The organism is Streptomyces sp. NPDC048392 (assembly GCF_043200575.1).
Classification (GTDB): domain Bacteria; phylum Actinomycetota; class Actinomycetes; order Streptomycetales; family Streptomycetaceae; genus Streptomyces.
Genome location: NZ_JBICYB010000019.1, coordinates 1 through 24,753 on the forward strand (window position 1 = coordinate 1; position 24,753 = coordinate 24,753).

General features: G+C 72.3%; 19 protein-coding genes. 16 read left to right on the forward strand and 3 right to left on the reverse strand.

Annotation, left to right across the window (positions count from 1 at the left end):
• The 5 genes from ACGFYH_RS23655 to ACGFYH_RS23675 all read left to right on the forward strand — a co-directional run.
• On the forward strand, positions 1-436 hold a 436-nt coding region (locus ACGFYH_RS23655), incomplete at its 5' end, for a DUF3459 domain-containing protein (RefSeq protein WP_393805153.1).
• Positions 433-2,151 carry a maltose alpha-D-glucosyltransferase gene (treS, locus tag ACGFYH_RS23660; RefSeq protein ID WP_393805154.1) on the forward strand — a complete coding sequence of 573 codons (1,719 nt, stop codon included), beginning with the start codon at positions 433-435 and terminating at the stop codon, positions 2,149-2,151. The genes ACGFYH_RS23655 and treS, both read left to right, overlap by 4 nt.
• Before the next feature lie 27 nt (positions 2,152-2,178).
• The gene (locus ACGFYH_RS23665) at positions 2,179-3,540 is read left to right on the forward strand and encodes a maltokinase (RefSeq protein ID WP_393805155.1); all 1,362 of its coding nucleotides are present in this window, start codon (positions 2,179-2,181) and stop codon (positions 3,538-3,540) included.
• A 3-nt stretch (positions 3,541-3,543) separates the two neighbouring features.
• The gene (gene glgB, locus ACGFYH_RS23670) at positions 3,544-5,766 is read left to right on the forward strand and encodes a 1,4-alpha-glucan branching enzyme (RefSeq protein WP_393805156.1); all 2,223 of its coding nucleotides are present in this window, start codon (positions 3,544-3,546) and stop codon (positions 5,764-5,766) included.
• A gap of 112 nt (positions 5,767-5,878) precedes the next feature.
• On the forward strand, positions 5,879-6,970 hold the full coding sequence (locus ACGFYH_RS23675) for a glutamate--cysteine ligase (protein ID WP_393805157.1): 1,092 nt from the start codon (positions 5,879-5,881) through the stop codon (positions 6,968-6,970).
• A gap of 31 nt (positions 6,971-7,001) precedes the next feature.
• Here the strand turns inward: ACGFYH_RS23675 and ACGFYH_RS23680 are convergent, their stop codons facing one another.
• Complete coding sequence (locus ACGFYH_RS23680; protein WP_393805158.1) at positions 7,002-7,235, reverse strand: DUF6480 family protein; 234 nt, start codon at positions 7,233-7,235, stop codon at positions 7,002-7,004.
• A gap of 163 nt (positions 7,236-7,398) precedes the next feature.
• On the opposite strand from ACGFYH_RS23680, the gene ACGFYH_RS23685 reads away from it, so the two are divergent.
• On the forward strand, positions 7,399-9,309 hold the full coding sequence (locus tag ACGFYH_RS23685) for an AMP-dependent synthetase/ligase (protein ID WP_393805159.1): 1,911 nt from the start codon (positions 7,399-7,401) through the stop codon (positions 9,307-9,309).
• A 183-nt stretch (positions 9,310-9,492) separates the two neighbouring features.
• Entirely contained in the window at positions 9,493-9,927 is a 435-nt protein-coding gene (locus tag ACGFYH_RS23690; protein ID WP_393805160.1) for an ATP-binding protein, read from the forward strand.
• 9 nt (positions 9,928-9,936) lie between these two features.
• Here the strand turns inward: ACGFYH_RS23690 and ACGFYH_RS23695 are convergent, their stop codons facing one another.
• Both ACGFYH_RS23695 and ACGFYH_RS23700 read right to left on the reverse strand, forming a co-directional pair.
• A complete protein-coding gene (locus tag ACGFYH_RS23695; RefSeq protein WP_393805161.1) occupies positions 9,937-10,401 on the reverse strand; it encodes an ATP-binding protein in 465 nt (154 codons plus the stop codon).
• Between the two features lie 42 nt (positions 10,402-10,443).
• Complete coding sequence (locus tag ACGFYH_RS23700; RefSeq protein WP_393805162.1) at positions 10,444-10,809, reverse strand: PRC-barrel domain-containing protein; 366 nt, start codon at positions 10,807-10,809, stop codon at positions 10,444-10,446.
• A 385-nt stretch (positions 10,810-11,194) separates the two neighbouring features.
• On the opposite strand from ACGFYH_RS23700, the gene ACGFYH_RS23705 reads away from it, so the two are divergent.
• The 9 genes from ACGFYH_RS23705 to ACGFYH_RS23745 all read left to right on the forward strand — a co-directional run bounded on the left by ACGFYH_RS23705 (position 11,195) and on the right by ACGFYH_RS23745 (position 24,647).
• Entirely contained in the window at positions 11,195-15,190 is a 3,996-nt protein-coding gene (locus ACGFYH_RS23705) for a HAMP domain-containing protein (RefSeq protein WP_393805163.1), read from the forward strand.
• A 103-nt stretch (positions 15,191-15,293) separates the two neighbouring features.
• The gene (locus tag ACGFYH_RS23710; protein WP_393805261.1) at positions 15,294-17,792 is read left to right on the forward strand and encodes a SpoIIE family protein phosphatase; all 2,499 of its coding nucleotides are present in this window, start codon (positions 15,294-15,296) and stop codon (positions 17,790-17,792) included.
• Positions 17,793-17,911: 119 nt separating this feature from the next.
• Entirely contained in the window at positions 17,912-18,304 is a 393-nt protein-coding gene (locus ACGFYH_RS23715) for an STAS domain-containing protein (protein ID WP_393805164.1), read from the forward strand.
• 157 nt (positions 18,305-18,461) lie between these two features.
• Entirely contained in the window at positions 18,462-19,361 is a 900-nt protein-coding gene (locus ACGFYH_RS23720) for an STAS domain-containing protein (protein ID WP_393805165.1), read from the forward strand.
• Positions 19,358-19,789: an STAS domain-containing protein gene (locus tag ACGFYH_RS23725; protein ID WP_393805166.1), complete on the forward strand. Its 432-nt coding sequence runs from the start codon at positions 19,358-19,360 to the stop codon at positions 19,787-19,789. Before ACGFYH_RS23720 ends, ACGFYH_RS23725 begins: the two co-directional genes overlap by 4 nt.
• A complete protein-coding gene (locus tag ACGFYH_RS23730; RefSeq protein ID WP_393805167.1) occupies positions 19,789-20,229 on the forward strand; it encodes an anti-sigma regulatory factor in 441 nt (146 codons plus the stop codon). Before ACGFYH_RS23725 ends, ACGFYH_RS23730 begins: the two co-directional genes overlap by 1 nt.
• Before the next feature lies 1 nt (position 20,230).
• Positions 20,231-21,295: an ATP-binding SpoIIE family protein phosphatase gene (locus ACGFYH_RS23735; RefSeq protein WP_393805168.1), complete on the forward strand. Its 1,065-nt coding sequence runs from the start codon at positions 20,231-20,233 to the stop codon at positions 21,293-21,295.
• Positions 21,292-23,025 (forward strand): PP2C family protein-serine/threonine phosphatase, encoded by a 1,734-nt coding sequence (locus ACGFYH_RS23740; RefSeq protein ID WP_393805169.1) that lies wholly within the window; start codon positions 21,292-21,294, stop codon positions 23,023-23,025. Before ACGFYH_RS23735 ends, ACGFYH_RS23740 begins: the two co-directional genes overlap by 4 nt.
• Before the next feature lie 245 nt (positions 23,026-23,270).
• Positions 23,271-24,647: an NAD(P)/FAD-dependent oxidoreductase gene (locus ACGFYH_RS23745; RefSeq protein ID WP_393805170.1), complete on the forward strand. Its 1,377-nt coding sequence runs from the start codon at positions 23,271-23,273 to the stop codon at positions 24,645-24,647.
• Positions 24,648-24,753 lie beyond the last annotated feature (106 nt).

The window sequence follows — 24,753 nt, forward strand, 5'->3', positions numbered from 1 at the left end:
GAAATACCAGCTCAAACCCCGCGACTGGGCCACCGCCGCCCGCCGGGGCACCACCATCGCCCCCCTCATCACCAAGCTCAACACCATCCGGCGCGCCCACCCCGCACTGCACCGGCTCAGGAACCTCCGCTTCCACCGCACCGACAACGACGCGCTGATCGCGTACAGCAAGCGCGCCGGGTCCGATGCCGTCCTGGTGGTCGCCAACCTCGATCCGCATCGCACCCAGGAGGCAACGATCTCGCTCGACATGCCGCAGCTCGGCCTGGACTGGCACGACACCGTTTCGGTCCACGACGAACTCACGGGTCGGACCTACCACTGGGGCCGGACGAACTACGTGCGGCTCGAGCCCGGCCGGGCACCCGCCCACGTCTTCCACGTCCGACGGCCGTCCGCCGCCGCGCCGCAGAACGGAGGGCCAGGAGCCTCATGACTGTCAACGAGCCCGTGCCGGACACCTTCGAGGACACCCCCGCCAGGGACCGGCACCCGGACTGGTTCAAACGAGCCGTCTTCTACGAGGTCCTCGTCCGCTCCTTCCAGGACAGCAACGGCGACGGCGTCGGCGACCTCAAGGGCCTCACCGCCAAGCTGGACTACCTGCAATGGCTGGGCGTGGACTGCCTGTGGCTCCCGCCCTTCTTCAAGTCACCGCTGCGCGACGGCGGTTACGACGTCTCCGACTACACCGCCGTCCTGCCCGAGTTCGGCGACCTCGCCGACTTCGTGGAGTTCGTGGACGCGGCCCACCAGCACGGCATGCGCGTGATCATCGACTTCGTCATGAACCACACCAGCGACCAGCACCCGTGGTTCCAGGAGTCCCGGAAGAACCCGGACGGCGTGTACGGCGACTACTACGTCTGGGCCGACGACGACACCCGGTACGCCGACGCCCGCATCATCTTCGTCGACACCGAAGCCTCCAACTGGACCTACGACCCGGTCCGCGGCCAGTACTACTGGCACCGGTTCTTCTCCCACCAGCCGGACCTCAACTACGAGAACCCGGCCGTGCAGGAGGAGATGCTGGCGGCCCTCAAGTTCTGGCTGGACCTGGGCGTGGACGGTTTCCGGCTGGACGCCGTGCCCTATCTTTACGCCGAAGAGGGCACCAACTGCGAGAACCTGCCCGCCAGTCACGCGTTCCTCAAGCGGGTGCGCCGTGAGATCGACGCTCAGTACCCGGACACCGTGCTGCTGGCGGAGGCCAACCAGTGGCCCGAGGACGTCGTCGACTACTTCGGCGACTACGCCGCCGGCGGCGACGAGTGCCACATGGCCTTCCACTTCCCGGTCATGCCGCGGATCTTCATGGCCGTGCGGCGCGAGTCCCGCTACCCGGTCTCCGAGATCCTCGCCAAGACCCCCGCGATCCCGTCCGGCTGCCAGTGGGGCATCTTCCTGCGCAACCACGACGAGCTGACCCTGGAGATGGTCACCGACGAAGAGCGCGACTACATGTACGCGGAGTACGCCAAGGACCCGCGCATGCGCGCCAACATCGGCATCCGGCGCCGGCTCGCCACCCTCCTGGACAACGACCGCGACCAGATCGAGCTGTTCACCGCGCTGCTGCTCGCTCTTCCGGGCTCGCCGATCCTCTACTACGGCGACGAGATCGGCATGGGCGACAACATCTGGCTCGGCGACCGCGACGCCGTGCGCACCCCGATGCAGTGGACCCCGGACCGCAACGCCGGCTTCTCGACCTGTGACCCGGGGCGCCTGTTCCTGCCCACGATCATGGACCCGGTCCACGGCTACCAGGTCACGAACGTCGAGGCCTCGATGGCCTCGCCGTCCTCCCTGCTGCACTGGACCCGCCGCATGATCGAGATCCGCAAGCAGAACCCCGCCTTCGGCCTGGGCACCTACACCGAGCTGCCGTCCTCCAACCCCGCGGTCCTGGCCTTCCTGCGCGAGTACGAGGACGACCTGGTCCTGTGCGTGAACAACTTCGCGCGGTTCGCCCAGCCCACCGAACTCGACCTGCGCGAGTTCGCCGGCCGCCACCCGGTCGAGCTGTTCGGCGGGGTCCGCTTCCCCGCCATCGGTGAACTGCCGTATCTGCTGACCCTCGGGGGCCACGGCTTCTACTGGTTCCGGCTCACCCGAGTCGCATCCCGCATCGGCCGCCGCGCTTGAGCGTGGGCCGAGGAAAGGACGCGCACCATGCCGAAGACCGCATCCCTGCGCCCGAGACGCGGGCAGCTCGCCGAGCCGATGGCCTCGCTCGGCGAGTTGCTGCGGGAGTGGCTGCCGCGCCAGCGCTGGTTCGCGGGCAAGGACCGGCCCGTGGCCGAGCTGGGTCTGCTGTCGATGACCGAACTCTTCCCCGGCTGCCTGCACCTCCTGATGCACACCGGGCAGGGCTCCGTATCCTCTCCCGGCGGCGCTCCCCCGGCCGCGGACTGCTATCAGTTGCTGCTGGGCGTACGCGAGCAGCCGTCGCCGCGCCTGGGCCGGGCGATCATCGGCCAGGTGCAGGACGGGCCGCTGGCCGGGCGGACGGTCTACGACGCGCTGCACGACCCCCGGACCGCCCAGCTGCTCCTGGAACGGCTCCGGCACCCGGGCAAGGCGGGACCGCTGCGCTTCGAGGCCGACCCCGCGCGGCCGGTACCCGGCGGTCTGGCGCCGCGGCTGCTGGACGCCGAGCAGTCCAACTCGTCGCTGATCTACGGCGACGAGTTCATCCTGAAGCTGTTCCGGCGCGTCCAGCCCGGCGTCAACCCCGACCTGGAGGTGCCGGACGCGCTGGCCCGGCAGGGCTGCGGCCGGGTCCCCGCGCCGGTGGCGTGGATGCGCACGACCCATCCCTACCAGGCGACGCTCGGCGTGCTCCAGCCGTTCCTGCACGGCGCCTCCGACGGCTGGACGCTTGCCCTGAACGCCCTGGCGGCCGGGGACGAGTTCACCGTGCGGGCCCACGAACTGGGGCAGGCGATGGGCGACGTGCACCTCGCGCTGGCCTCCGCCTTCCCGCTCGGCGCCCCCGGCGAGAACGGCCGTACGGCTGCGGCGATGACCGAGCGGCTCACCGCGGCCGCGCAGTGCGTGCCGGCGCTCCAGCCCTTCGTACCGGGTCTGCGGGCGGCCTTCGCGGCGCTGTCCACCTGCGACTCAGGACCGCCCGCCCAGCGCATCCACGGCGATCTGCACCTGGGCCAGGTGCTGCGGGCCGGCCGGAACTGGTTCGTCATCGACTTCGAGGGCGAGCCGTCCCGCCCGCTGTCCGAACGGCGCAGCGCCCACTCCCCCGTCCGCGACATCGCGGGCATGCTGCGCTCCTTCGACTACGCCGCCCGGCAGCGCCGCCCGTGGCGCCCCGAGTGGGCGCGCCGCTGCCGGGAGGCGTTCTGCGCCGGCTACGCCGCCCGCGCCGGGTGGGACCCCCGTAAGAAGCACGGCCTGCTGCGCGCCTACGAGACGGACCGCGCCGTGTATGAGGTGCTGTACGAGGCGCGGCACCGCCCCGACTGGCTTCCCGTACCCATGGCGGCGATCGAACGACTCGCCGTGAGAGGAGACTGACCCGTGGCCCTCCGCGACACTTCGATCCCCGAGCCGTCAGGACCCGTCCCGCCCGCACCCGGTGCCTGCCCGGCCGCACCGCCCCTGGACCCCACCGACCGGGGGCGCCTGCTGGCGGGCGCCCACCACGACCCGCACTCCCTGCTCGGTGCCCACCCGGCGCCCGGCGGCATCGCCTTCCGGGCGCTGCGCCCCTTCGCCCGCGAGGTGAGCGTGGTCGTCGACGGCGAGCGCCACGTCCTCGTGTCGGAGGAGGACGGCCTGTTCTCCGGCGTCCTGCCGCTGACGGAGGTCCCGGCGTACACCCTCGTGGTGGCGTACGAGGGGGGCGAGCGGGAGACGCACGACCCGTACCGCTTCCTGCCCGCGCTCGGCGAACTCGACCTGCACCTGATCGGTGAGGGCCGGCACGAACAGCTGTGGCGGGCGCTCGGCGCGGAGCCGATGACCCACGGGGGTGTCACCGGCACCCGGTTCACGGTGTGGGCGCCGAACGCCCAGGGGGTCCGGGTCGCCACCGACCTCACCCACTGGGACGGCACCGCGTTCCCGATGCGCTCGCTGGGCTCGTCCGGGGTGTGGGAGCTGTTCCTGCCGGGCGTCGGCGAGGGCACCCGGTACAAGTTCGAGATCCACTCCCGCTACGGCCACCGGTTCCTCAAGGCCGACCCGATGGCCCGCGCGGCCGAGGAGCCCCCGAACACCGCGTCCGTGGTGACCGCCTCGCGCTACGAGTGGAACGACGCCGAGTGGATGCGCACCCGCGCCGACACACCCGTGCACGAGGCACCGTTCTCGGTGTACGAGGTGCACCTGCCGTCCTGGCGGCCGGGGCTGTCCTACCGCGAGCTGGCCGAAGAGCTGCCCGCCTACGTCAAGGACATGGGCTTCACCCACGTCGAGCTGATGCCGGTCGCCGAGCACCCCTACGGTCCGTCCTGGGGCTACCAGGTCACCGGTTTCTACGCGCCGACCGCCCGACTCGGCTCGCCCGACGACTTCCGCTTCCTGGTCGACGCGCTGCACCGGGCCGGCCTCGGCGTGATCATGGACTGGGTGCCTGCGCACTTCCCGAAGGACGACTGGGCGCTGGGCCGCTTCGACGGGGACCCGCTGTACGAGCCCGGGGACTCCCGGCGCGCGGAGCACCCGGACTGGGGGACGTACACCTTCGACTTCGCCCGGACCGAGGTGCGCAACTTCCTCGTGGCGAACGCCGTGTACTGGTGCGAGGAGTTCCACATCGACGGGCTGCGCGTGGACGCGGTCGCCTCGATGCTGTACCTGGACTACTCCCGCGACTCCGGTCAGTGGGAGCCCAACCGGTACGGCGGCCGGGAGGACCTGGCGGCCATGGCGTTCCTGCAGGAGATGAACGCGACCGTCTACCGGCGCTGCCCCGGCGTGGTGACCATCGCCGAGGAGTCGACCGCGTGGGGCGGGGTGACCCGGCCGACCGACACCGGCGGGCTCGGCTTCGGCCTGAAGTGGAACATGGGCTGGATGCACGACTCGCTGGAGTACGCCGCGCACGAGCCGGTGCACCGCAAGTACCACCACCACGAGATGACCTTCTCGATGGTGTACGCGTACAGCGAGAACTACGTGCTGCCGATCTCGCACGACGAGGTGGTGCACGGCAAGCAGGCGCTGGTGACGAAGATGCCGGGCGACTGGTGGCAGCGGCGAGCGAACGTGCGCGCCTACCTGGGTTACATGTGGGCCCACCCCGGTAAACAACTGCTGTTCATGGGGCAGGAGTTCGCGCAGGGCGCCGAGTGGTCGGAGAAGCAGGGGCCCGAGTGGTGGCTGCTGGACGAGGGGTACCACTCGGCGGGCGATCACCGGGGCGTCCAGGACCTGGTGCGCGAGCTCAACACCCGCTACGCCCGCACCCCCGCCCTGTGGCAGCGCGACACCGATCCGGCCGGTTTCCGGTGGGTCGCCGTGGACGCGGCGGAGGACAACGTCTTCGCGTTCCTGCGGTTCGGCGAGGACGGCTCCCCCCTGCTGGCGGTGTCGAACTTCTCCCCGGTCGTCCGGCACGAGTACGGGCTCGCCGTCGGCGACGAGACCGTCGCCTGGCAGGAGGTGCTCAACACGGACGCCGAGGAGTACGGCGGCAGCGGCGCGGCCAACCCGGACCCGGTCAAACCGGAGGACGGGAGCATCCGCGTCACGCTGCCTCCGCTGGCGACGGTGTGGCTGATGCCGTACGCCCTGTGAGACGTCCGCGGCGCGACCAGGTGTCCGGCCGCCCTTCGGGGGCAGTCGGTGGTCCTACGACCGAGAAGACCTCGTCGTCGTCGCGTCCGGGCCCACAGAAAGGCGGCATCACGTGCGCACCGTCGGAGTGGAGGAGGAGCTCCTCCTGGTCGATCCCGCGACGGGCGAGCCGCGGGCGTTGTCCGCCGCCGTGCTCGCGCGGGCGTCGCTGGACGACGCCGAACAGGACGTGTTCGAGAAGGAACTGCACGAGCAGATGCTCGAGTTCGCCACGCATCCGCAGGCGGACATGGAGCGGCTGCGCGCGGAGATCGTCCGCTGCCGTGAGGAGGCCGGGCGGCATGCCGGCGGTATCGGGTGTGCCGTCGCCGCACTCGCCACGTCACCGCTTCCGGTCACCCCGTCCATCGGCGTGAACCGCCGCTACGAGTGGATGGCCGACCAGTACGGCGTCGTGGTCCAGGAACAACTGGTCCTGGGCTGCCACGTGCACGTCTCGGTCGAGTCAGACGAGGAGGGCGTCGCGGTGATCGACCGGGTGCGGCCCTGGCTGCCGGTGCTGACCGCGCTCAGCGCGAACTCCCCGTTCTGGCAGGGCCGGGACTCCGCGTACAGCAGCTACCGCAGCCGGGTCTGGCAGCGCTGGCCGTCGGCCGGTCCCACGGAGCTGTTCGGCTCGGCGGAGCGCTACCACCGCCGGGTCGCGGACATGCTCGCCACCGGGACGATCCTCGACGACGGGATGGTCTACTTCGACGTCCGGCTCTCCCAGCGGTATCCCACGGTCGAGTTCCGGGTCGCGGACGTCTGCCTGGACGCCGGGACAGCCGTCGTCCTCGCCACGCTCGCCCGCGCGCTGGTCGAAACGGCCGCGCGCGAGTGGCGCCGGGGCACGGAGCCGGCCGGGCACAGTGTGAGCCTGTTGCGCCTCGCGGCCTGGCGGGCCGCCCGGTCCGGGCTGACGGAGGAGTTGCTGCACCCCGCGACGATGCGGCGGATGCCCGCCGAGACGGTCGTACGGGCCCTGCTGGAGCACACCGGGGAGGCACTCGCCGCCTCGGGCGACCTCGACCGGGTGCGCGAGGGCGTCGACGAGCTGCTGCGGCACGGCAACGGCGCCCGGGTGCAGCGCGACCTGCTGGAGCGCACCGGGAGCCTGCGGGAGGTGGTCGCCGAGTGCGTACGGCGCACTCAGGCGGCCTGAGACGTCCCGTGCCGGCTCGCCCGGACGCCGGTCAGTAGATCAGGACCAGGGCGTAGCCCAGGAGACCCGCCGCGACGACCAGCACGACCGCGAGGATCAGGGTCAGCGGTCCCTTGGCCCAGCCCTTGGGCGGATTGTGCAGCTCCTGCGGGCCGGCCTCGGGCATGCTGCTCTCCGCCGGCGGGGTCTCCCCGGGCGGCACACCGCCGCCCGGCTCCAGACCGGTGGTGCTTCGGGGATCGGGGTCGGGGTTCGTGAAGCTCATGCCCTCCGGGTCCCCCGTTCCGCCGAGATCACCGGGTGGGAACACTTCTGCCGTCCCGGCCCCCCGCCGCCTGCGGCTGGGCTAGATTCCGAGCACCGCCGACCACGGTGCTCGTCGGTGCCCGGCGGCGGGGCCACCGTCCGTACACCTCAGGAGCCAGCGCATGCGCGACCTCGCCCTCGCTCCGCCGGCCGTCCCACCGCTGACCGGCGGACTCGCCGACAGCCTCTTCGAGACGGCCGCCCGCAGGCCGACCCTGCCGATGCTCGCCCGCCGCCGCTCTCCCGGCTCGGCGGTGTGGGACGAGGTGACGGCCGTGGAGTTCCGTGACCAGGTGGCCGACCTGGCGAAGGGCCTGATCGCGAGCGGGGTCTCGCCGGGTGACCGGGTGGCGATCCTGGCCCGCACCCGGTACGAGTGGACGGTCTTCAGCTACGCCCTGTGGACCGTGGGCGCCGAGGTCGTGCCGGTCTATCCGACCTCTTCGCGCGATCAGGTCGAGTGGATCCTGCGCGACGCGGGCTGTGTGGGCGTGCTGGTCGAGGACGAGCAGGCGGTGATGACCGTCGGCTCCGTGTGCGCGTCGTTGCCGGCGTTGCGGCACGTCTGGCAGCTGGACGCGGGCGCGCTGGACACGCTGGTGGCGCGCGGCGCGTTCCTGCCGTTCGCCACCGTCGACTCCATGCGCCGCATCGTGCTGCCGGACTCCACGGCGGTGGTCGCCTACACCTCGGGCACCTCGGGCCGCGCCCTGGGCTGCGCGCTGAGCCACCGCGGTCTGGCCGGTCCGTGCGACACGCTGCTCGCGGGCTGGGGGCACACGGTGGCGCCGCCCGGAGAGCAGGGCGCGGTCCTCGCCTACCTGCCCTTCTCGCACGTGTACGGGCTGATGATCCAGAGCCTGTGCGTCCGGGGCGGCTTCCTCATGGCGCACGAACCCGCGATGACCGGTGAGGCGCTCTCCTCGGCCCTGCGCTCCTTCCGTCCGACGTATCTGTACGCCGTCCCGTCGGTCCTGGAGAAGTTCTACAAGAACTTCCTGCGCACGGCCCAGCAGGCGGGGCGCGGTGCCCTGTTCGAGCGGGCGGCGGACACGGCACGGGACTTCGCGGCCGCGCTGGAGCGCCAGCGGCTGGACAGGGGTTCAGGACCCGGCCTCGACCTGCGGCTCCAGCACGCCCTGTACGAGCGGACGGTGTACCGGCGGCTGCGCGCCTCCCTGGGGGGCCGGGTGAACCGGGCGACGTCCGGCGGTTCGCCGCTCAGCCGCGAACTCTCCCTCTTCTACGAGGGTGTCGGCGTCTACGTGCACGACGGCTACGGTCTGACGGAGACCAGCGGCGGACTGACGATGCAGCCGCTGGGCCGGGAGAAGTCCGGCACGGTCGGGCAGCCGTTGCCCGGTATGGAGATCCGGCTGGCCGACGACGGGGAGATCCTGGTGCGCGGGCCGTCGCTGTTCCAGGGATACATCGGTGACGAGACCGCCACCCGGGAGGTGATGCGCGGCGGCTGGCTGGCCACCGGCGACCTCGGGCACCTGGACGACGAGAACTACCTGGCGATCACCGGCCGCAAGAAGGACATCATCATCACCAGCGGCGGCAAGAGCGTGGCACCGGCCGCCCTCGAGCAGCGGCTGCGGATGCACCCGCTGGTCCACCAGGCGGTGGTGGTGGGCGACAACCGGCCCTGTGTCGGCGCGCTGATCACGCTCGACCCGGAGTTCCTGACGCACTGGAGGGCGGCCCTGGCCCTGCAGGGCGACGCCCCGGCCCGTGAGGCACGGGAGGAGAACGCGCTGCGGGAGGAGATCGCGCGGGCCGTGGCGGCGGCCAACAGCGCCGTGTCGCGCTCGGAGTCCATCCGGGTCTTCCGTGTCCTGCCCGCCGCCTTCGACGTGGCCGGCGGGCTGCTCACCCCGTCGATGAAGCTCCGGCGGGACGAGATCGTACGGACCTACGCCCTGGAGATCGACGCGATGTACGAGGCGCGGTCGCACCACCGGCCGGCACAGCCCCCGCCGCAGGAGCCGGCCGGCTGGGAGGACGCGGACAACGTGTTCACGCGGTGATCCGCGGCCCGCTCCGATGGGGGCCCGCTCCGGTCCCGTTCATGGTGACGGGGCCGTCACCCGCGGTTCTCGCACCCGGAACCGGTCCACGGGCGCGACTAGGTTCGGCCGGCACGGGAACCTACCAACGAAGGGAAAGCGAAGAAGGACGACGCCCGGCCGGCGCCGGGCCGGGAAGGCGCAATGGCAGCCGAGTCGCGTTGGGACAGGACACTGGCTTCCGAGGAGATCACGAACCGCACCGCCAGCTTCACTGGGGAGCTGCACAATGTGACCGGTGCGCGGCTGGTCGCGGAGGAATTCCTCTACGATCTGGCCCGTGCGGCACCGCCCGCGGCGCCCGAGCACTGGGACGACATACTCCTCGTGGTCACGGAGCTGGCCGCGAACGCCGTGCAGTACGCCCCTGGGCCGTTCCAGCTGCGGCTGCGCCGTACCTTCGACGGCGTCCACGTCGTGATGCACGACACCAGCACGACGGAGCCCGCGCCGCGTCCCTTCCACCCGAGCAGCGGCGGTGGCGGTATCGGCTGGCATCTGATCCACACCCTGTCCGACCAGGTGAGCGTCGTCACCGGTGAACAGGGCAAGGACATCCACGTCTTCCTGCCCTGGTGACCGCCGCGGTCACGGGGCGGGCACGGCGCGCAGCGGTACCAGCGCGCTGATCGTCTTGCCGCCCCCCGGGTGCGCCGCGACGGCGATGTCCCGGGCGAGGAGGGTGACGAGCGGCCAGCCGTAACCGCCGCCCGGGTGGGTGGTGGGAAACGCGTACGCGGCCCGGGGCACCACCGAGCTGCCGTCGCTGACGGCGATCCACAGTCCCTCGTCCGTGGGCCGGACCTCGAAGCCGGTCAGTCCCTCACCGTGCCGGATCGCGTTGGTGACCAGCTCGGAGACCACGAGCAGCAGGTCGGCCACATCCTCCTCGCGCACGTCGCGGCCGGGGCCGCCCCAACGCGCCCGCGCCACCGACTCCGCGTAGGCCCGTGCCGCGGCGGCGCCGCCCCGGCCGCCCGGCGCGGGTACGCCGGACGGCGCGACGGAGGGCGGGGCCGAGGTGGCCGTGGTGATTCCGTCGGTCTGTTCCATGTCCGTGTTCCCCGGTTTCCGCGTGCTGTCGTTTGCTGCCGGTCAGGTCGCGGTGCTCTGCCGCGGCGGCAGCCGGTGGTAGTAGTCGCCGACGGACGCCAGGTAGCCGCGGTCCATCGTCTCGCTGTCGGTGCGGAACCTGGGCGCGGCCCTGACCTGCGCCCGCGTGCAGGTCAGCGTGATCGTACGGGCCTCGGTGTCGATGCTCCGGACCACTCCGACCGGCACGAGCACACTGCGGCCGAACACCCAGACGCCGCTGTCGACGACGAGGTGCCGCATACCGAAGTGCTCGGCCTGCCGGTCCACGTGCCCGATGGTGCCGTCGTGGGCGACGACGGTGCAGCCCGTCAGGTCCTGCTCCACCCTGTGACCGCTGTCCGCCGTGTACGACCAGATGCTCTCCATCGGCACCCTGCCCCTTCCTCCCGCGTCGGTGACGACCGTGGGGCCGAGCCGGCGCGGCGGGCCGGACCGGCTCCACGGCAGCGGATACCCGGCCGGGGCCGCCGCATTCGGGCCCGGCGGGCCATTCGGTGGAGACGGGACCGGCCGGGCTGTCACGCCGGCGCCGCCCGCCCGGCGTGCCCCGTCCGGGGGTGCGTGTTCCTCCGGGTGACACATCGCTTTGTACACGCCCGGGACCTGGGTTAGCCTCTGACGTATTTTTCTCCCGGGAGCAGATCCGTGAACTGCGCAAACGCGGACACGGGAGGCCGGGCCGCCCGAACGGTCCGGAGGGGGTCGTGAGTCCTCGCCGCGAGGACTTCCGGGGAGCGGAACGAGGATACGCATGACCAGCGACAGCGCGGGAGCCGTCGACGCGGTTCCGGGCGATCAGGAGTTGCGCCGCCTCCTGGCGGGCCTGACGGCCGTGCGGGACGGCGACTTCGGCACCCGTCTGCCGGACGACGCGGACGGCCTGATGGGTGACATCGCCCAGGTCTTCAACGGCATGGTGGACCAGTTGTCCGTGTTCACCTCCGAGGTGACCCGGGTGTCCCGCGAGGTCGGCACCGAGGGGACCCTGGGCGGGCAGGCGAGGGTGCCGGGGGTCTCCGGCACCTGGGCCGACCTGACGGACTCGGTCAACGCCATGGCGGGCAACCTCACCACCCAGGTCCGGGACATCGCCCAGGTGGCCACCGCGGTCGCCGAGGGCGACCTCTCGCAGAAGATCGACGTGGACGCACGCGGCGAGATCCTCGAACTCAAGAACACCATCAACACGATGGTCGACCAGCTCTCCGCCTTCGCCGACGAGGTCACCCGCGTCGCCCGCGAGGTCGGCACCGACGGCAGGCTCGGCGGCCAGGCCGACGTCCAGGGCGTCAAGGGCACGTGGCGGGACCTCACCGACTCGGTGAACTTCATGGCGGGCAACCTGACCAACCAGGTCCGCAACGTCGCCCAGGTGGCGACCGCCGTGGCCAAGGGCGACCTCTCGCAGAAGATCACCGTGGACGCATGCGGCGAGATCCTGGAGCTGAAGAACACCATCAACACGATGGTCGACCAGCTCTCCGCCTTCGCCGACGAGGTCACCCGCGTCGCCCGCGAGGTCGGCACGGCCGGGAACCTGGGCGGACAGGCCCGGGTGCGCGGTGTGTCGGGCACCTGGAAGGATCTCACCGACAACGTCAACGTGATGGCGTCGAACCTGACCGGTCAGGTCCGCTCCATCGCCCAGGTGGCCACCGCCGTGGCGCGCGGCGACCTCTCGCAGCGGATCACCGTCGACGCCGAGGGCGAGGTCGCGGCGCTGGCCGACGTGATCAACACGATGGTCGACACGCTGTCGGCGTTCGCCGGCGAGGTCACCCGTGTCGCCCGCGAGGTCGGCACCGACGGACGCCTGGGCGGCCAGGCGAACGTGCCGAACGTCGCCGGCACCTGGAAGGACCTCACCGACAACGTCAACTCGATGGCCAACAACCTCACCAACCAGGTGCGCAACATCGCCCTGGTGACGACCGCGGTGGCCCGGGGCGACCTGTCGAAGAAGATCGACGTCGACGCGCGCGGCGAGATCCTCGAACTCAAGACGACGATCAACACGATGGTCGACCAGCTCTCCGCCTTCGCCGACGAGGTCACCAGGGTGGCCCGCGAGGTCGGCACCGAGGGCCGGCTCGGCGGCCAGGCCGAGGTGGAGGGCGTCTCCGGCACCTGGAAGCGGCTCACGGAGAACGTCAACGAGCTGGCCGGCAACCTCACCCGCCAGGTCCGCGCGATCGCCGAGGTCACCTCCGCCGTCGCCGAGGGCGACCTGACCCGCTCGGTCAACGTGGAGGCGTCCGGCGAGGTCGCCGAGCTGAAGGACAACATCAACTCCATGGTGGAGTCCCTGCGCGAGACGACGCGGGCCAACCAGGAGCAGGACTGGCTCAAGACCAACCTCGCCCGCTTCTCCGGCCTGATGCAGGGGCACCGGGACCTGCCCGTGGTCGCCGAGCTGATCATGGACGAGCTGGTCCCGCTGGTGTCGGCCCAGTACGGCGCCTTCTACCTGGCCGAGGACGGGGACGACGGGCCGGAGCTGCGCCTCGTCGGCTCCTACGGCTACCCGGAGAACACGGCCAGGCCCACCCGCATCGCCTTCGGCCGCACCCTGGTCGGCCAGGCCGCGCGCAGCCGGCGCACGATCATGGTGAACGAGCTGCCGCCGGGCTACCTGACCATCTCCTCGGGGCTCGGCGAGGTGGCACCGGCCGCTCTGGTGCTGCTGCCCATCGTGGTCGAGGGCCAGGTCCTCGGGGTCATCGAACTCGCCTCGGTCACCGCGTTCACCCAGATCAACCAGGACTTCCTGGAACTGCTGATGGAGACCATCGGCGTCAACGTCAACACGATCGTGGCCAACGCCCGTACCGACGAACTGCTCGCCGAGTCCCAGCGCCTGACCGCCGAGCTGCAGGCCCGTTCCGCGGAGCTGCAGGCGCAGCAGGAGGAACTGCAGCACTCCAATGCCGAGCTGGAGGACAAGGCGTCCCTGCTCGCGGCGCAGAACCGGGACATCGAGGCGAAGAACCTGCAGATCGAGCAGGCCCGGCAGGAGCTGGAGGCACGGGCCCAGCAGCTCTCGCTGGCCTCGAAGTACAAGTCGGAGTTCCTGGCCAACATGAGCCACGAACTGCGCACCCCGCTCAACAGCCTGCTCATCCTCGCCCAGCTGCTCGCCCAGAACCCCTCGCGCAACCTCACCCCGAAGCAGGTCGAGTACGCGGGCATCATCCATTCCGCCGGCTCGGACCTGCTCCAGCTGATCAACGACATCCTGGACCTTTCGAAGGTCGAGGCGGGGAAGATGGACGTCTCCCCGGAGCGGGTGACGCTGCGGCAGCTCATCGAGTACGTCGAGGCCACCTTCCGGCCGATGACGACGCAGAAGGGCCTGGAGTTCACGGTGTCGACGGCCGCCGGGGCGCCGGCGGACCTGCTGACCGACGACTCGCGGCTGCGTCAGGTGCTGCGCAACCTGCTGTCCAACGCGGTGAAGTTCACCGAGCGGGGCGGCGTGGAGCTGGCGGTCGAGCCGGCGCCGGACGACGAGGTGCCCAGGGGCGTGGTCCGGGGCGGTGCCGTGGTGGCCTTCCGGGTGAAGGACACGGGCATCGGCATCCCCGAGCAGAACCTGGAGTCGATCTTCGGCGCCTTCCAGCAGGCGGACGGCACGACGAGCCGCAAGTACGGCGGCACCGGGCTCGGTCTCTCCATCACGCGCGAGATCGCCCAGCTGCTGGGCGGCGCGGTCACGGTGGACAGCACGCCCGACCGGGGCAGCACCTTCACGCTGTACCTGCCGGTGACCCGGCCCGACTTCGAGGACCTCCTGGCCCGGGGCCCCGAACACCTCACGGCCGGGGCGTACGCGGACGCGCTGGACCGTCCGGCGCCGGCTGCCGAGCTGACCGGCGGTCACCGGCAGCGGCCGCGCCGCCTGCTCGTCGTGGAGGAGCGTCCCCGCGGGCTGCTGACCCTCGTCGCGGAGAGCGTGATCGCGGATCTCACGCACGGGCGCGACGACGCGGGCGACCGGCCCCCGCTGGACGTGATCACGGCCGTGGGGGCGGAGGAGGCCGCCGGTGCGCTGGCGGCCGAACCGTGCCACTGTGTCGTACTGGAGCTGGGCATGCCGGACGACGAGGCGTCCCGCTTCCTGCGCGCGCTGCGGGGCGACTCGGCGCTGGCGGGTGTGCCGGTGCTCGTGCACAGCGGTCGCCGGGCGGACGCCGCCCTGGAGGAGAACCTGCGCTCGGGCGCGGCCGGCGGGGCGCTGGAGTTCCTGTCCAGCCTCGACGAACTGCGTGAGCGCATCGCCCTGCTCCTGGCCGCCGAGGAACCCGGGGACGTGCTGTCCCTGGTCCGGCCCGAGGAGCCGCCGCGCCCGGCCCCGCAGGCCGGTGAGGACCCGCCCGCCGGGCGCACCGTACTCGTCGTCGACGACGACGCGCGCAATCTCTTCGCCCTCAGCGGGATCCTGGAACTGCACGGTTTCCGGGTCCTGCACGCGGAGAACGGCCGCCGGGGCATCGAGGCGCTCGTGGACCACCCGGACGTGGCGCTGGTCCTGATGGACGTGATGATGCCGGAGATGGACGGCTACACGGCGACGGCCGAGATCCGCCGGATGCCGCGGTACGCCCAGCTGCCGATCATCGCGGTCACGGCGAAGGCGATGCCCGGCGACCGCGAGAAGAGTCTCGCCTCGGGCGCCAGCGACTACGTCACCAAGCCCGTCGACACCCAGGACCTCATCGCCTGCGTCCGACGGTGGCTGCCCGCATGAGCGCGCCGGCCCCCGCCCCGTACCGGAGTGCGCCGGGCGGTGCGCGGCACCTCCGGTCGCGCACCTCGGCGGCCCTCGCCCCCGGCCGAGGAGTGTTCCCATGGTGAGCGGGTCCGAGCAGCCCGGTGAAGCGGCCGACGACGCCCGGCGGGACGCCTCCGCCGGGCCGCCCCGCGTCCCCGGGCCGCCGCGGTCCTGCGCGGTCGACGGGCCGGGTGACGGCCTGCGCGGACTGGCTCCGTTGTCGCCCGTGGGCAGACTGGCGGCCACGGTGGACCGGCTCAGCCGCGAGGTGCGGGCCGCCCAGGCGGGGGCCGAGGGCCGGGCGCTGATCGAGCTGGCCAAGGGTGTCCTGGTGGCGCGGCTCGGCTGCGGTCCGGCCCAGGCCGCCCGGCAGCTCGCCGAACTGGCCGAGCAGTCCCGGGTGACGCCACTGGAGTTCGCGGTCGACGTCATCAACCAGGCCGCCCGGGACCGGATGTCGGAGGTGACGGACGCGTTTCTCGCGGCCACCGCCGCCGTGCGGACCGCGGACGCCGAGGACGGTGCGGGGGCCGGGGAGGCGGTGGCCGAGTCGGCCGCCGTCCGTCTGCGGGCCGCCGAGAGCGGCGCACTGGCCGCGGACGACACCCAGGCCGTCGCCGACGCGCTGCTCGAACAGGCGCTGCGCCCGCTCGGCGCGGTCGCGGTGGCCATCTGGGCGGTCGGGTACGACGGTTCGCTCACCCTGGTGGGCAGTGCCGGCTTCCCCCCGGCCGAGGCGGCCCGCTGGCGTTACGTGCCGCCGGACGTGGCGACGGTGGCCCGGCGCGGGCTGACCGAGCGGACGGGGCAGTGGATCACGTCCCTGGCCCGGACGGGGCTGCCCAGCGTGGGCCGGCACCAGTACCCGGACGGTGGCAGGGTCGCCGTGCCCGCCGGTACCGGGGGACGCATCCACGGCGTGCTGGAGATCGCCTGGCCGGTGCCGCTGGCCGCGCAGCCGCCCCAGGTGGTGCGTCAGGTGGAGGCGCTGGCGGAGCTGTGCGCGCACACCCTGGAGTCGTACACGCCGCCGCGCGGCACCGAGCAGGATCCGCGGGTCATCCCGGACGCGGTGGAGCTGATGGACCTGGCCGACGGGCTGCACGACCCCGCCCTGGTCCTGGTACCGCACCTGGACGCCGCGGGCCACCTGGCGGACTTCCGCATCCAGCATGTGAACAAGCGCTTCCTGGACCCGGCCGGCCGGCCGCGTGCCGTGGTGGGCGGTGCGCTGCTGCTGGAGGCCTACCCGATGGCCGCCGGGGACAGCGAGCTGTTCCAGAACGTGGAACGGGTGTACGCCACGGGCGAGCCGTTCCGGGCCCGGCACATGAACCTGACCGCTCTGGTGGACCAGGTACCGCTGTCGGCGGTCGCGGACATCAGCGTGAGCCGGCACGGCAACGCCGTCCTGCTCATCTGGCGCATCGAGGACGAGGCGGCCCGGCTGGCCAGTCTGCTCCAGCACGCGCAACGGCTCGGCCGCATCGGTGGTTTCGAGGAGAACCTGCTGACCGGCGAGATCACCTGGAACGGGCAGCTCTTCGACCTGTACGGCCGCCCGCGCTCCAGTACGCCGGTCCCGCTGGAGGAACTGGCCGCCCACGCCCATCCGGACGACGCCGTCGCCATCGGCCGGTTCCTGCGCACGCTGCTGCACCACCGCCGGCCGGCGTCTGCGGCGTTCCGGCTGCGGCGGCCCGACGGGGTGACCCGGCACGTGCGGGTGGTGGCCGAGCCGGTCCTGGACACGGACGACCGGCTGCTCCTCGTCCGGGGCGCCTGTCAGGACATCTCGGCCCAGCACTGGACGGAGGTGGCGCTCGCCGCGACGCGTGACCAGTTGGCGCACACCGAGCAGCAGGCCATCGAGCGCAACCGGCTGACGCTCCGGTTGCAGCACGCCATCATGCCGCCCGCCCAGACCCCGCTCAGGGTGCCGGACCTCCAGGTGGCCGTCCGGTACCGGCCCGCGGAGACGGAGCAGCTGGTGGGCGGCGACTGGTACGACGCGGTGATGCTGCCGAACGGGCTGGTGCTGCTGTGCGTGGGCGATGTCGCCGGGCACGGGATGGAGGCGGCGACCAGCATGGTGGTGCTGCGCAACGCGCTGCGCGGCCTGGCGGTGACCGGCGCCGGACCGGGTCAGCTGCTGTCCTGGCTCAACATCGTGGCGCACCATCTGACGGGCGGGGTCACCGCCACGGCGGTGTGCGGCCTGTACGACCCCGCCCGGCGCACGCTGCGCTGGGCCAGGGCGGGCCATCTGCCGCCGGTGCTGGTGCGGGGACCGGCCGCGGAGCCGCTGCCGCTGGTCAGGGGCATGCTCCTCGGGGCGGTGGCGGAGGCGGCGTACGAGGAGGCGGAGGCGCAGCTGGCCGCGGGTGACACGCTGCTGATGTACACCGACGGCCTGATCGAACGCCGTGACCGTCCGGTGGAGGAGGCGCTGTCCCAGCTGCTGAGCACCGTGCGCCCGACACCGAACACCCTGGACCAGCATCTGGACCGGCTGCTCACCTACAGCAGGTCGGACACGGACGACGACACGTGTCTGGTGGGTATCCGGGTGGGGTGACCGCGGGCCCGCGCGAACCGGGGCCGTCCGGCATGCATGGGGACGCGATTCGGGGGTAATCGCGGGGCGCGGCGGGCCACCGAACGGCCCGCCGCGCCGCCGCGTTGTTGGAGGTACACGTGCCCATAGCCCAGAACCCGCTGTCCGTCGAGGTGACGCTGCCGCGGGAGGATGTCGCGCTGCTCAAGGTGGCGGGTTACCTGGACGTCGACACGGCGACCGAGTTCCAGCACCATCTGGCCAACCAACTCCACCACGGCCGACGCCACTTCCTGCTGGACCTGTCCGAGGTGCCGTTCATGGACTCGTCCGGCATGAACATCATCCTGCGGGTCTACCAGGAGGCGCGCGAGCTGCCGGGCAGCGTGCACATCATCTCGCCCGCCCAGGCGGTGCGGCGCGTCCTGGACCTGACCGGGGTGAGTATCACGGTGCCGGTCTCGGAGAGCGTCGAGGAGGCCCTCTCCCGCGTCGACGCGCACCCGGAGGGTCCGCGGGTGCCGGAGGCCTGAGTCGTCCCCGCTCCGCCGCTCATCCGGACCGGTCGTGCGGAAGCAGGTGTCGTACGAGGTCGGCGGGTCGTTAAAGTTGTCGCCCGGCAGAGTCACATCGCCGGCACACACCTCCTCGCGGGGCTGTGCGGCGCAACGCGGATGAGGAGTGGAACAGGTGCCGGAACAGGCGGAGGGAACAGCGGGATCGCCGACGACCGAGGTCAGGGACTTTCTGCGGCACCGTCGTGAACAGATCGCCCAACGCTGGGCGGACGAGCCCTTGTTCAGGGCCGTGTTCACCGTCTCGCGCGACGAGGCGGTCGAGGCGGGCAAGGCCGTGGTGGACGCGCTGGCCCAAGTCGCGGACGCGGAGCGGGCGGAGGACCCGGACGCCGCCGGATTCACGTCGGTGCGCGAGCAGTTGGCGCGGATGGGCGCCGCCCGCTCCCGGGCCGGTCTCAGCACCGCCCAGGTGTCCAGCGAGCTGGCCACCCTGCGCCCGCCCGTCGAGAACCTGCTCCTGTCCGACCTGCCGGAGGACGCGCCGGCCGAGCACGCCCGTGCCTGTGTCACCACGCTGAGCGTGCTGATGGGTACCCTGCGGGTCGTCGTCATGCAGACGGCGCTCAGTGAGGGGCAGGCGCTCATCGACCGTCAGCGGCTGCAGCTGATGGAGGTGGCCACACCGGTCATCAAGCTGTGGGACGGCATCGTGGCCGTTCCGCTGATCGGTACGCTGGACAGCGAGCGCAGCCAGGTGGTGATGGAGACCCTGCTGCAGTCCATCGTGGAGCAGCAGGCGCGCTACGCGATCCTGGACATCACCGGTGTACCGACAGTCGACTCGCTGGTGGCCCAGCACCTGATGAAGACCGTCGCGGCGGCCCGGCTCATGGGCGCCGAGTGCATCGTCTCCGGCATCCGCCCCGCTATCGCGCAGACCATGGTCCATCTCGGTCTGGACCTGGGCACGGTGGTCACCCGGGCGAGCCTCGCCGACGCACTGGGCTACGTGCTGCACCAGCTCGGGGTCGGCATCGTGACGCCCGGCACGAACGGTGCGGTCCAGCGGTGAGCGAGGTGTTTCCCGGGCCCCACGGGGTTCCGGTGACAGGGCACGTTCCGGTTCTCCGGCTCGGAGAGGTTCTCCTGGTCACCCTCCAGGGGGATCTGTACGACAGTACGGCACAGCAGCTTCAGGAGGATCTCGCCGAGACCATCGTGCGCAGTGGTGCCACGGGTGTGGTCATAGACGTCTCGGGCGTGGAGATCGTCGACTCCTACCTCGGCCGGATCCTGGCCGAGATCGCCGGGCAGACCGGCCTGCTGGCCGCGCGGACCGTTCTGGTCGGCATGCGGCCGGCGGTCGCCATCACCCTGGTGGAGCTGGGTCTGACGCTGCCGAGCGTGCACACGGCGCTCAGTACCGAGGTGGCCATGGAGCTCCTCAGGCAGCAGGCCCCGTCGTCCCGCTTCGGCGGCCTGCGCCAGGAGAGTCAGTGATGCACACTGCCGCGGGCTCCCAGGCCCGCCTGCCGATCCGTTCGGACATGGATCTGGTGTGGGTGCGACAGCATGTGCGACAGGCGGCCGCCCAGCTCGGCTTCGGCCTGGTGGACCAGACCAAGCTGGTCACCGCGGCCAGTGAGCTGGCCCGCAACACGCTCGTGTACGGCGGTGGCGGCACCATGGAGACGGAGCCGCTCGTCGAGGGCACCACGCACGGGCTGCGGCTGACCTTCAGCGACGAGGGGCCCGGCATCCCGGACCTGGAGCAGGCGCTCAGTGACGGGTTCACGTCCGGCGAGGGGCTCGGCATGGGGCTGGGCGGCGCGCGTCGCCTGGTGCACGAGTTCGGGATCGAGAGCGCCCCGGGCGCGGGGACGACCGTGCGGGTGACGTCCTGGGTGGGCCGGCCGCCGCGCCCGCGTGAGGAGTACTGACATGCCACGTGTGTGGGACGTGCCGGTGCACGACTCGACCCGGGTGCGCGACGCCAGGGTGGCCGCGGAACACGCGGCGGCCCTGGCCGGCCTGGACGAGCAGCGGACCTCGACGGCGGCCCTGGTGGCGACCGAGCTGGCCACCAACCTGCTCAAGCACGCCGGGGGCGGCCAGGTCCTCGTCGACGTGGTCGCCCCGGCCGTCCTCGCGGCCGGCCGGGTGGGGCCCCGGCACGTGCAGATCGCCACGATCGACCACGGGCCCGGGATCACCGACGTGTCCGCCGCGCTGCGCGACGGTTTCACCACCACGCGCTCCCTCGGTGCCGGTCTCGGCACCTGTGCGCGCCTCGCCGACGACTTCGACCTCCACAGCGTCCCCGGCCGGGGCACGGTGGTGGTCGCCCGGGTCGGCGCCGTGCCGGAGGCCCGCGTCACCGAATCCGGCCCGGCGGGCCGGTTGCGGGCCGGCGCGGTGAACGTCCCGTTCGGCGGTGCGGAGTACTCGGGTGACGCCTGGGCCTGGGTCCGGGACGGGGACCTCGTCACGCTGATGCTGGCCGACGGGCTGGGCCACGGCCCGGAGGCCGCCCGTGCCTCGACCGCCGCGGTGGAGGCACTGCGGGCCTGCGCCCACGTGGCGCCGGCCGAGGCGGTGCGGCGGCTGGACCGGGCACTGGCCGGCACCCGCGGCGCGGCCGTCGCGGTCGCCCAGGTCGACACGCGGGCCGGGGCGCTCACGTTCACCGGTGTCGGCAACATCGGGGCGCGGCTGTGCGAGGGCGGCACCTGGCGGCACCTGGTGTCGCGGCCCGGCATCGTCGGCACCCACCGGCCCACCACCCTGCGCCAGGAGGAGACCACCTGGGCGGAGGACCGGGTGCTGGTCCTGCACAGTGACGGCCTGCCGAGCCGTTGGTCGCCGACGTCCGACACGTACCGAGCGGCGACCGACCCGGCGGTGACCGCCGCCGTCACGATCCGTGACGCCAGCAGCCCGGCCCGGCCCGTACGGGACGACACCGCGGTCGCCGTGCTGGCCCCGACCCCGCCGGACCATCCATGACCCGTACCTGGCAGATCAGTGATGTCGGCGACGCGGTGCGGGCGCGCGTCGCCACCGGGCGCCTGGCCGCGGCCTACGGCGTGCCGCCCCTGGAGCGCACGCGGCTGACGGCCTTGGTCGGCGCGCAGTTGCGGCTGTGCCTGACCAAAGGCGGCTCCTGGCGGCTCACCCTGGAGACGGGCACCGTCTTGCGCCCCGGGGCAGGAACCGGGGAGAGCGTGCTGCACGCCGTGGTGACGCCGTCGCCCGAGGCGGCTGCCGCGGGTCAGCCGCCGTGGCGGGTCACGGTGCCGTGCCCGGAGGCGACGGCGGACGTCGACGCCGACGCCGTGGCGGAGGACCCGGCGGGGCCGGAAGAGGCCCTGCTGGGTGCCGACGAGGACACCGCGCTGGTGCTGGAGAGGCTCACCGAGCAGGAGGGCCTGGTCGAGTTCCACCGGGAGGAGCTGCAGCAGACGAACCAGGGCGTCGTCGCGCTGCACGCCGAGCTGGACGCCGCCGGGCGGGCCCAGCGTGAGGCGTTCGCCGCCGAACGCAAGGCGCGCACGGAGGCGGAGAACGCCCGGCGCAGGCTGACGTTCCTGGCGGACGCGAGCGCGGTGCTGACCGCGTCGCTCGACCATCACGAGATCGTGCGGCGGCTGCCGGAACTGCTGGTGCCCGAGTACGCGGCCAGTGTCGACGTCTGGCTGTTCGACCAGGACGGCGACCGGCCCGGCCCCGCCCACGCGGCGGCCGCGGTGGTCGCCGCCCGCACCGGACGGCCGCAGTACGCCGCCGCGCACCCGGGCGGACTGCCCGGTGTCGACGACCAGCCGCCCTCCGCGCTGGCCCCGGACCGGCCCCTGCTGTGCATCCCGTTGCCGACCCGGCAGGCGCCCCTGGGTGTGGTGACCCTGTCTCCACCGGGTGAGCGCTGGGACCCGGACGACGCCGTGATGCTGGTCGAGCTGACCCGGCGGGCCAGCATCGCGATCGACCACGCCCAGCGCTACCAGCACAACCGCGACATCGCCGAGACCCTCCAGCGGGCTCTGCTGACGGAGCTGCCGGCCCCGCCCGGCCTGGCCCTGGCCGCTCGCTATCTGCCGGCGACCCACGGGCTGAACATCGGCGGCGACTGGTACGACGCGTTCCGTCAGCCCGACGGCAGCGTCATCGCCGTCGTCGGGGACGTCACCGGACACGGACTGCGCGCGGCCGTGATGATGAGTCAGCTGCGCACCGCCCTGCGCGCGTACGCCGTCGACGGCGGCAGCCCCGGGCAGCTTCTGACCCGCCTGCACACCTTCCTGCACCACCTCCAGCCCGATCTGTTCGCCACGGCCGTCATCGCGCGCTTCCGCCCCGGCGACCCGACCATGACGTGGGCGGCCGCCGGGCATCCACCGCCGGTTCTGCGCACCCCGGACGGGCGGGTGCGCACCCTGGACGCCAAACCCGGTGCCATGCTGGGCATCCCGCTGAAGCAGAAGATCTCCGACCACACGGAGCGGCTGGCGCCGGGTTCCACGCTCGCGCTGTACACGGACGGCCTGGTGGAGCGCCGCGCCCTGGGCATAGACCCGGGCATCGCGCGGCTGACCGAGGCGCTCGGTTCCTTCGGCCCGGCGAAGCTGGCGGCGGACCTGGAGGGCGCGGCCGACGGAATCCTGCGTCCGCTGCTCAGCGACTCCCAGCGGGACGACGACGTGTGTCTGCTGCTGTGTCATCTGCGCGGTCCGGGCTGAGCACCGGCACCGTTCCCCCACGGTTCCGTTCCACGCCGTTCACTCCGGCCCGGTGCGCTCCGGGCCCGGGCGGGGCATGGTGGTGATCAGGAAGTGGTCCCGCCGGGCGCACCGGAGTGTCGCCTGCCTGCCGCACCCGGCTGGCCGGACCGGTGTGGGCGCGGTGGGATCGGTGAGGTGCGAAGCGGCGATCCAGGGGCAGGCGAATGGCGTTCGCGGCAGACCGCCCGGAGCCGCAGAAAGGGATGAACACCGTGACACGACCCAGGATCCTGGTGGTCGGCGCAGGTTTCGCCGGCGTGGAGTGCGTCCGTCGTCTGGAGCGGAGGCTCTCCCCCGACGAGGCCGACGTCACCCTGGTGACGCCGTTCTCGTATCAGCTTTATCTGCCGCTGCTGCCCCAGGTCGCCTCCGGGGTGCTGACGCCCCAGTCGATCGCGCTCTCCCTGCGCCGCAGCAGCAGGTACCGGACCCGGATCATCCCGGGTGGTGCCATCGGGGTGGACCTCGAGGCGAAGGTCTGCGTGGTGCGCACCATCACCGACCGGATCGTCAACGAGCCGTACGACTACATCGTGCTGGCGCCCGGCAGCATCACCCGCACCTTCGACATTCCGGGGCTCACCGACAACGCCTTCGGCATGAAGACTCTGGCGGAGGCCGCGTACATCCGCGACCACGTCATCTCGCAGCTGGACCTCGCCGACGCCAGCCAGGACCCCGTGGAGCGTGCCTCCCGGCTGCAGTTCGTGGTGGTCGGCGGCGGTTACGCGGGCACCGAGACCGCGGCCTGTCTGCAGCGGCTGACGCACGCGGCCGTCAAGCGCTACAACCGGCTCGACCCGAGCCTGATCAAGTGGCATCTGATCGACATCGCCCCGAAACTGATGCCCGAGCTGGGCGAGAAGCTCGGCCGTGACGCGCAGGAGGTCCTCACCCGGCGCGGCATCGACATCTCCCTGGGCGTGTCCATCGAGAAGGCCGGACCCGAGGAGGTCACCTTCACGGACGGCCGGGTGGTGCCCACCCGTACGCTGATCTGGACCGCGGGCGTGGTGGCGAGCCCGCTGATGGCCACGCTCGGCGCGGAGACGGTCAAGGGGCGGCTCGCGGTCACCGCCGAGATGTGCCTGCCGAACCACGACGGGGTCTTCGCGCTCGGCGACTCCGCCGCCGTGCCCGATCTCGCCAAGGGCCAGGACGGCGCCGTGTGCCCGCCCACCGCCCAGCACGCGATGCGGCAGGGGCGGCACGTCGCCGAGAACCTCATCGCCACCCTGCGCAACCAGCCGATGCGGCCGTACGTCCACAAGGATCTGGGTCTCGTCGTCGACCTCGGCGGCACCGACGCGGTCTCCAAGCCGCTCGGCGTCGAGCTGAAGGGTCTGCCCGCCCAGGCGGTGGCCCGCGGCTACCACTGGTCGGCGCTGCGCACGGGCGTGGCCAAGGCGAGGGTGGCGACCAACTGGGCGCTCAACGCGGTAGCGGGCGACGATTTCGTACGTACCGGTTTCCAGGCCCGCAAGCCGGCCAAGCTGAAGGACTTCGAGTACACCGACGCCTATCTGACCCCGGAGCAGGTGCGGGACCAGGTGAGCGGGGCGGGCCGGGCGGAGCTGTGACCCCGCGGCCGGTACCGGCTCGGGGCATGACATGCTGAGAAGTGGATCTCGGCGTGAACCGGTCGGGACCGGCGGTCAACGGTAGTGAATCGGGAGAGTGTACGGC

Excerpts from the sequence above, each read along its gene's own strand:
- ACGFYH_RS23700 (WP_393805162.1), bottom strand. The coding sequence starts at position 10,809 with ATGGAGAGCATCTGGTCGTACACGGCGGACAGCGGTCACAGGGTGGAG.
- ACGFYH_RS23685 (WP_393805159.1), top strand. The coding sequence starts at position 7,399 with ATGCGCGACCTCGCCCTCGCTCCGCCGGCCGTCCCACCGCTGACCGGC.
- ACGFYH_RS23680 (WP_393805158.1), bottom strand. The coding sequence starts at position 7,235 with ATGAGCTTCACGAACCCCGACCCCGATCCCCGAAGCACCACCGGTCTG.
- ACGFYH_RS23705 (WP_393805163.1), top strand. The coding sequence starts at position 11,195 with ATGACCAGCGACAGCGCGGGAGCCGTCGACGCGGTTCCGGGCGATCAG.
- ACGFYH_RS23665 (WP_393805155.1), top strand. The coding sequence starts at position 2,179 with ATGCCGAAGACCGCATCCCTGCGCCCGAGACGCGGGCAGCTCGCCGAG.
- ACGFYH_RS23735 (WP_393805168.1), top strand. The coding sequence starts at position 20,231 with ATGCCACGTGTGTGGGACGTGCCGGTGCACGACTCGACCCGGGTGCGC.
- ACGFYH_RS23745 (WP_393805170.1), top strand. The coding sequence starts at position 23,271 with ATGAACACCGTGACACGACCCAGGATCCTGGTGGTCGGCGCAGGTTTC.
- ACGFYH_RS23695 (WP_393805161.1), bottom strand. The coding sequence starts at position 10,401 with ATGGAACAGACCGACGGAATCACCACGGCCACCTCGGCCCCGCCCTCC.
- ACGFYH_RS23730 (WP_393805167.1), top strand. The coding sequence starts at position 19,789 with ATGCACACTGCCGCGGGCTCCCAGGCCCGCCTGCCGATCCGTTCGGAC.
- ACGFYH_RS23690 (WP_393805160.1), top strand. The coding sequence starts at position 9,493 with ATGGCAGCCGAGTCGCGTTGGGACAGGACACTGGCTTCCGAGGAGATC.
- treS (WP_393805154.1), top strand. The coding sequence starts at position 433 with ATGACTGTCAACGAGCCCGTGCCGGACACCTTCGAGGACACCCCCGCC.
- ACGFYH_RS23740 (WP_393805169.1), top strand. The coding sequence starts at position 21,292 with ATGACCCGTACCTGGCAGATCAGTGATGTCGGCGACGCGGTGCGGGCG.